Genomic DNA, 7,753 nt, shown 5'->3' with positions numbered 1-7,753 from the left:
ACCAACTGTAAATTCCTGGTAAGGCTTGCTTTCAGGCGTGGCCAGCTGATGGTAACCCAGCACTAGCGTTGATTTTAATTTGTTAAGTAACGGAATTCGGTTCATGATGTAGCCTTCAAAGTTGTGTTCAATATGGGTTTCCATATAGCTGTCGTTCGTGCTATACGCATAATACGGCATCAAATTAAATACGTTTAAATAGCGTTCAGAGGTTCCTACGTAAGTTTGATTACCATTGAAATGCTTGTAATCTACGAAAGAAATATCATCAGCATTGAAAAATTGTCCACCCTTCAGATTAATAGCAAAGCTACCTTTGTTTCCTAAAGTTTGCTCGTAGTAAATGCGTCCGGCAACAAAATCATAATTATAAATGTCTTCATTTCCGGCAAATCCTTTTTCATAACCCAAGAAAATCGAGGGATATTTATCATTTCTCATATTGTACTTTCCATCAGGACGCGTCATGTATTTCTGACCGAAATTAATTCGGGCATTGATGTTGGCTTTCATTAAATTGTGCTTCACAATTCCTCCGCTTGTAAAATCGTTCGGATCCAAAGGATTATTGGACGTGTATGTTTTATTATCATTTGGAAAGAGTACATAGTCAGTAGTGTTGAATAACGGTTTTCGCTCACTGTATTCAAGAGATCCATACATGAATAGTCCATTAGTTACTTCTTGCTGATAGCTTGCCGTTACAAAATTCTTTTCATACAATTTCATAAAATTTTCTTCAAAAAAGATCGTAGCTACGGTATTAATTAGTGGACTTATAGGCTCGTTTGCGTTAAATTGCTCGGCTTTGCTACCTCCATTAACCGAAAGGTTGCTATTGGTTTTGGTATTCAATCGCGTATTGAAAAAACCGGTTGTTCTAAATTTTTCTTCTGAAAAACCGTAATTGAAATTGGCTCCAAAAGACATGTTTTTGCGGGTTTCTTCGTCTCTTTTATAATAGGAAATTCCGGTTGACATATGCCAGCCTTGTGCGGTGTTGAATTGAATAAGTTTGATTAAACCATCATAGTTAATCGACCAATTTTCATGTGAATTTCGATAGGTATATCCAGTTAAAACTTTCAAAGGATTGAATTTGTTATTTTTCGCGTCTATCGAATCTAAATAGGGTTTTGATTTTCTAACAGTACTAATACTATCTTTCCGAATATAATCAGTGCTTTCCTCCTCTGTTAAAGGAACCGGACGCATAGTGTTCCAATACAGCGTGTCTTTTTTATTGGCATTGTCTTCAAAACTTAAAATCTCGTTAGTAAATGTTTTCTTTTCAAAATCATCTTTGAAATCATAATTGCTATAAACATAGGTAAATTTTCCATTAAAATTAATGCCAAAAATTCCAGCTTCAAATTCTAAACTCTGTGAATTTTTTGCCCACAATTGATTGTTTTGATTGTAACTGAAATTTTGTTTCAAATTCATTACATCCAAAAACTCTTCTTTCATCCGATAACCTTTGATGTCAAAATCAACTCCATAAATGGCCCAACTGTCTTCTACGATGTAAATAAATCCTTCAAAAACAGGATCCACGTCTCTTTTAGGGGTAACTTTTATTTTATTGATGAGGTTTTTATTGTCATCATAAAATGTCCCTTCAAGGGTGTATTTGTAATAGCCAAAAGCATTGTCGGCGATGGGGGAAATTAAATTAGTCCCTAATTCCACCGTATTATCATAAAAATCATAAGAAGTGGCTTGAGCAGTGTTGTAGCTAAAACCGTTGTTTTGTCCGCTAATTTTCGAAGCAATGATTCGTTCCTTCAATTTATCAGGTTTTTGAAAAGTAATTTTTGAAACCGTTTCCGATAAGTACAAGATTCCACTTCCGGTAGAATCTAGCGTTCCATCTAAATCGCCTATTTCTTGACCAAATATTTTTTTAGGTGCATTTTTCATGCGGAATATTCCTCTGGAATAAAAATCGGCCGTAAACTTGGCAGTTTTGGCAGAATTAATACTTCTGCTCGCGATTGCTTTACGGATAATCGGAAGGGCAGGATTTTCTTTCGAACTCAAAACAACCTCATTCAAACTGTAACTTTCTTCTTTTAATTTGACATCAAAAGTTAGCGGTACATTAGTTTTCACCACATGTTTCTGCGTTTTAAAACCTAAAAATTGAAAAACTAAAGTAGCTTCCGAACGATTAGGAATCGACAATTCATAATTTCCTTTTTCGTTGGAAGTAGTTCCGATATAGGTATTCTCTACATAAATGTTAACAAAGGGCAAAGGGTTGTTTGCTTCGTCGGTAATTGTTCCTTTTATCTGAGAAAAAGTTACCGATGTTAGGAATAAAAGAACTAGCGTAAAGATGTTTTTCATAAAAGGAGGTTTTATAAAGAGACGATTTTAACAATGAAAAGGTTGTACGGATTTATCTTAAAAACGATTGGAGTGCCAATTTGTAGCTTTGCAAACCAAATCCGATGATAATTCCTTTTGCGTTGGGTGAAATAAATGATTGGTGTCGGAATGCTTCTCTTGCAAAGGTGTTCGATATATGCACTTCAATAACGGGTGTGGCAATAGCTTTTACCGCATCGCCAATGCCTATTGAAGTGTGCGTGTAAGCTGCGGCGTTTAAAATGATTCCGTCGTATGAAAAACCCACTTCTTGAATTTTATCAATCAGTTCACCTTCAATATTACTGTGAAAATAGGACAACTCGATTTGTGGAAAATCATTTTTTAATTGATTAAAAAAAGAATCAAATGTTTCTGAACCGTATACATCAGGCTCTCTTTTTCCGAGTAAATTCAAATTGGGACCATTGATGATGATAATTTTCATACTATAACAATTTAGGTAAAAATATCAAAAATTGATAGCTAAAAACTAAAGATTAAAAAGATTAGTTTAAAATTAACATTTTACTACAACTTAATCTACTATTTTTAAAAATCTAATTAACAATCATTGTATGAACAAAAAAATACTGTTTTTATTGTTGTTTTCATTTGCACTAACCTATGGACAAAATGATTACCTCAATTATGAAAGTCTTTCTAAAAAACTGAAAGAATTTGAATCAAAAAGTAAATTCTGTACGGTTAAATCCATTGGAAAAAGTAGTGGCGGCAAGGATTTATGGCTGGTGACACTTTCAGAATCTGCAAAACCAAAACCAGCGTTACTTATTACGGCCGGAATTGATGGCAAACATCAGGCGGGATCGCAAATGGCCGTTCAGTTAATTGACCAGCTGCTTAAAAGCGAGAATCTATCAAAATTGCTTTCCGAGAAAACACTTTATTTTGTTCCTTCCGTAAATCCGGATGCAATGGATGCTTTTTTTGGAAAATTAAAAATGGAAAAAAGCGGCAATGCCACAAAAACCGATGATGATCGTGATGGCCAAATAGGGGAAGATCCGTATGAAGACATGAATAATGACGGTTTAATTACGCAAATTCGTATTGAGGATGTTTCCGGAACGTATATCGAAAGTCCGGATGATGCCCGATTATTGGTGAAAGCCAATCCAACAAAAAATCAAATAGGCAAGTATCTTGTTTTATCCGAAGGATTTGACAATGATAAGGATGGAAATTTCAATGAAGATTTCTCTGAAGGTGTGAATATCGATAGAAATTTCACGTTTGATCACCCTGTTTTTGAAAAAGGCTCCGGTGTTTATGTCGCTTCAGAACCTGAAACCCGTGCACTTTTGGATTTTTTATATTTGAATAAAAACATTTATGCTGTTTTTACTTTTGGAATGCATAACAACCTTTCGGAAGCTCCTAAGTATGATTCGAAAATGGCGAGCAGCAGAATCATTAAAAGTTGGTTGGAAAAAGATGTAAAAACTGCCGAATTGGTTACCTCTTTATATACTGATAAAGCCAAAATAAAGGACGCTCCAAAATCACCAATGACCAAAGGGAATTTTGCTCAGACAGCTTATTATCATGCCGGAAGATTCAGTTTTTCAACCCCGGGTTGGTGGATTCCCAAAGAGGAAGTAAAAAAAGATTCCACTCAAACAAAAGTAGATAAGCCAAAAAAAGATGCATCTGAATTCAATCAGGAATTAGCCTATTTAAAATGGGCAACCAAAGAAAATCTGACCAATGTGTTTGTGAATTGGACGGCTGTTAAGCATCCCGACTTTCCTAATCAAAAAGCGGAAGTGGGCGGATTTATGCCTTTTGCTTTAAACAATCCACCAGCTAAATATTTAGAGGAAAGCACTACGAAACATAAACTTTTTTTGGAAGAATTTTTAGCAGCCATGCCTAAAATTGAAACTACTACACCGGTTGTTGAAAAAGTTCAAAACGATTTATATCGTGTGACAGTAAAGGTGGTTAACAAAGGCTTATTGCCGACGTACACGGAAATTGGCGATAAAATTCGTTTTGTATCGCGTATGAAAACGGAATTGGTTGTGGCTAAAAATCAGTCCATCGTTTCCGGAAGAAAACATTATTTGCGTAATGCCATGCAAGCCGGAGAATCAGAAGAATATTCATGGCTAATTTCCGGTTCGGGAAAAGTGACTATTCAAACAGGGTGTGCTACAACCGGAGTAAAAGAACTAATCGTTGAATTGAAATAAGTAAAAAGATGAAAAAATACATACTCTATAGTTTATTAAGTTTTTCTTTTTGGAGTGTTTCAGCTCAGAAAAACGATGTTGCTCCACAAGATTTAAATGGGATGCGTGCCATTGGTTCGCCGGCAAATCCAAAGGTACCCATGTCGTGGGACCGTTACCACGATTATGCTCAAATCACCCAATTCTGTAAAGATTTAGTAAAGTCCTATCCGAACTTAGTTAAAATGGAATCCATCGGGAAGTCCTATGAAAATAGAGATATTTGGGTATTAACGATTTCTGATTTTAAAACAGGGAAAATTGAACACAAACCCGGATTTTATATCGATGGCGGAATTCACGCCAATGAATTGCAAGGGGTAGAGGTTTCGATGTATACCGCTTGGTATTTGGCAGAGAGTTTTCAAACAGTTAAGTTTATCAACACTTTGTTGAAAGAAAAAGTGTTTTATATTGCGGTGACTATTAGTCCTGATTCCAGAGAAAATTTTATTCACACGCCAAATAATGCCAACACTTCTCGCTCGGGGATGCGTTCTTTTGACAATGATGGTGATGGATTGGTGAACGAAGATAAATTAGATGATTTAGATGGAGATGGAAATATCGTCATGATGCGTAGGAAATCGAAAACCGGTCGTTGGAAAGTCGATCCAAAATATCCCAGTCGCATGTATCAAGTTCGCGGCGATGAAAAAGGAGACTATGAAATGTTAGGTTATGAAGGAATTGACAACGACAACGACGGATTAGTGAATGAAGATAATACCGGAACCTATGACCCGAATCGTGATTGGGCTTGGAACTGGCAACCTAATTACGTGCAAAACGGGGCGTTATTTTATCCGGGAACATTACCCGAAACAAGAGCGGTGAAAGATTTTGTAGTGAATCACCCAAATATTGCGGGAGCTCAAAGTTATCACAATTATGGGGGGATGTTTTTACGAGGTCCCGGTGCTGCAGAAGATGACCCACTGTTTAGTAGACAGGATATTGAAGTGTATGATAATATTGGAAAACTGGGTGAAAAAATGATTCCGGGTTATAATTATTTTATTCTTCATAAAGATTTATATACTGTTTACGGAGGTGAAATTGATTTTTTATGTTTGACACGTGGAATCTTTACTTTTAGTAACGAATTAATGACTTCCTATAAATTGTTTAATCAAAAAAATGCAGGCAGTCGTTGGGATAACGATGAGTTTAATGAATTTGATAAATATTTGTTATTTGGCGATGGATATGTTGAATGGAAAACCTTTAATCATCCGCAGTTTGGCGAGATTGAAGTAGGAGGTTCAAAAAAGAATTACATTCGAAACCATCCGGGTTTTATGTTGCAGGAAGACGCTCATCGAAATATGGCATTCACTTTATACCACGCGTATCAAACCCCAAAATTGGAAATAGTAGACATCAAAACCGAAAAGTTATCAGGCGATTTAGTAGCCGTTACTGCAACAATTATGAATACGCGTATTATTCCAACACATTCAACACATGATGTAAAAAACAAAATCGAGCGACCCAATTATATTACTTTAAAAGGAAGTACTGTGGTTGCGGGAATGACTGTTGAAAACGAAGATTTAAATTTATTTACAGAACAAAAATACCGACCGGAGCAAATTGAAATGCCCAACATAAGCGGTATGGGTAGTGTAAAAGTTCGCTGGATTGTGAAGGGAAATCCATCCAATGCAACGGTTGAAGTTTCCAGTGCTAAAGGTGGATTGGTATCAGAAAAAGTTTCTGAAAAGCTTTTAAAGTAGTATTTTTTTTATACTTTTGAAACTTAATCTAAACACATTTACAAATGAAAAAATTGATTTTAATTGTAGCATTAGTTTTAACATCTTTTATTTCTTATTCGCAACGTGAAGGAGCTTTTAGAGTAGGATTGGATCTTGGTTATGTTCCCGCAAGTGGTGGGGCAGGTATTTCTTATTACATAGAACCGAAATACAATATAAAAGATAATATGAATATTGGGTTCCGCATAGGTGGAGCAGCTATTGCAAGAGATATTGAAGATTTTGGCGGTTCAACTTTTGTAACTGCAACCGGTGTAGGTTCTTATCTAGGAACTTTTGATTATTATTTTCCAAAAGGAAAATCATTTGTGCCTTTTGTTGGGGGAGGTTTGGGTTATGCAGGAGCTTTAAGTGTTAGAGCTGATGAAGATACAGATGTAAGTGGTCAGTCAGTTACCGGAGGATTTGGTGGTGTTATTCGCGGTGGATTTGAATGGGGAAAATTCAGAATGGGTTTAGAATATAATTTAGTACCAAAATCAAAATTATATAATGGGACTTTGGAAAGCAACGAAGATATTTCCAATTCTTATTTTGCAATAACTCTCGGCTTCTATGTTGGTGGAGGAAAATGGGGTAAATAAATCCATTTAAAGTATAAAAAAAGGCTGTCTAAAATTTTAGACAGCCTTTTTTTTGTAACTAAGTCTATTTAGAACATATAACCCACAGAAAATTGAATCAAAGCATTTTTTGCATCTGCATCTTTTTTAACTTCAGTTAAGCCTGCAATGTATCTTCCGGAAAGAAATAAGCCGTCAGTGATTTTGTAGCTTAAACCACCGCCAACCCCAAAGTCGAAAGTGTTTGTGTCGGCTGAATCTAGTTCATTTCTTTCACTTACTAAAAACGAAAATTGTGGTCCGGCTTCAATACTCAAACGATTTTTTGTTAAATAGAACTTTGCCATCACTGGAAGCGAAATGTATCCTAATTCATTTTTAATTTGTTGGTCAATTCCTTCTAATTCCGATCCTTGAGTAGAATATAGTAACTCAGGTTGAATAGATAAATTTTCTAAAAGCTTTAATTCGGTAACCAAACCAAAATGATAACTTGTTACTTGGTTAAAGTCAACCCCTTCAATTTCACCACTGGTGTAATTGGAAAAATTCACACCTCCTTTTACTCCAAATTGAAGCATTTGGGCATTGGAATTAAAAATTGCTACTAGCAAAAGTGCAAAAACGAAACCGATTTTTTTCATGATAATTATTTTAAAAGTTGTTTTACAATAATAGGATAACAAAATAAGTAGAAATTTAGTATTAAACAGGATGTTAGTAAATGTGTATTTTCTGTTCATAAAAATGTTAATAAGTCCAAAAACCCCTTAAAATA

Annotated in this window: 6 protein-coding genes; 3 read left to right on the top strand and 3 right to left on the bottom strand. The window is 35.3% G+C overall.

Going from position 1 to position 7,753, the window contains the following annotated elements; translation table 11 throughout:
- On the bottom strand, window positions 1-2,352 hold a 2,352-nt coding region (locus ACIQ2S_RS09170; RefSeq protein ID WP_396175217.1), incomplete at its 3' end, for a DUF5686 and carboxypeptidase regulatory-like domain-containing protein.
- Window positions 2,353-2,404: 52 nt separating this feature from the next.
- Window positions 2,405-2,821 carry a type II 3-dehydroquinate dehydratase gene (gene aroQ / locus ACIQ2S_RS09165; RefSeq protein WP_396175215.1) on the bottom strand — a complete coding sequence of 139 codons (417 nt, stop codon included), beginning with the start codon at window positions 2,819-2,821 and terminating at the stop codon, window positions 2,405-2,407.
- A gap of 130 nt (window positions 2,822-2,951) precedes the next feature.
- Here aroQ and ACIQ2S_RS09160 point away from each other — a divergent pair, with 130 nt between their 5' ends.
- The 3 genes from ACIQ2S_RS09160 to ACIQ2S_RS09150 are packed head-to-tail and all read left to right on the top strand — an operon-like array spanning window position 2,952 to window position 6,996.
- Window positions 2,952-4,592 carry a M14 family metallopeptidase gene (locus ACIQ2S_RS09160; RefSeq protein ID WP_396175213.1) on the top strand — a complete coding sequence of 547 codons (1,641 nt, stop codon included), beginning with the start codon at window positions 2,952-2,954 and terminating at the stop codon, window positions 4,590-4,592.
- Between the two features lie 8 nt (window positions 4,593-4,600).
- Window positions 4,601-6,370 (top strand): M14 family metallopeptidase, encoded by a 1,770-nt coding sequence (locus ACIQ2S_RS09155; protein WP_396175211.1) that lies wholly within the window; start codon window positions 4,601-4,603, stop codon window positions 6,368-6,370.
- Window positions 6,371-6,414: 44 nt separating this feature from the next.
- Window positions 6,415-6,996, top strand: coding sequence for a hypothetical protein (locus ACIQ2S_RS09150; protein WP_396175208.1), 582 nt, complete (start codon window positions 6,415-6,417; stop codon window positions 6,994-6,996).
- A 68-nt stretch (window positions 6,997-7,064) separates the two neighbouring features.
- On the opposite strand, the gene ACIQ2S_RS09145 is transcribed toward ACIQ2S_RS09150, so the two are convergent.
- A complete protein-coding gene (locus ACIQ2S_RS09145; protein ID WP_396175206.1) occupies window positions 7,065-7,619 on the bottom strand; it encodes a porin family protein in 555 nt (184 codons plus the stop codon).
- Between the last annotated feature and the right edge of the window lie 134 nt (window positions 7,620-7,753).

The sequence above is a fragment of the Flavobacterium sp. genome (genome assembly GCF_044371705.1).
Taxonomy (GTDB): Bacteria; Bacteroidota; Bacteroidia; order Flavobacteriales; family Flavobacteriaceae; genus Flavobacterium.
This window is presented reverse-complemented; position numbering and strand designations above follow the sequence as displayed.

Coding starts and splice junctions, on each gene's coding strand:
- ACIQ2S_RS09150 (WP_396175208.1), top strand. CDS start 6,415: ATGAAAAAATTGATTTTAATTGTAGCATTAGTTTTAACATCTTTTATT.
- aroQ (WP_396175215.1), bottom strand. CDS start 2,821: ATGAAAATTATCATCATCAATGGTCCCAATTTGAATTTACTCGGAAAA.
- ACIQ2S_RS09155 (WP_396175211.1), top strand. CDS start 4,601: ATGAAAAAATACATACTCTATAGTTTATTAAGTTTTTCTTTTTGGAGT.
- ACIQ2S_RS09145 (WP_396175206.1), bottom strand. CDS start 7,619: ATGAAAAAAATCGGTTTCGTTTTTGCACTTTTGCTAGTAGCAATTTTT.
- ACIQ2S_RS09160 (WP_396175213.1), top strand. CDS start 2,952: ATGAACAAAAAAATACTGTTTTTATTGTTGTTTTCATTTGCACTAACC.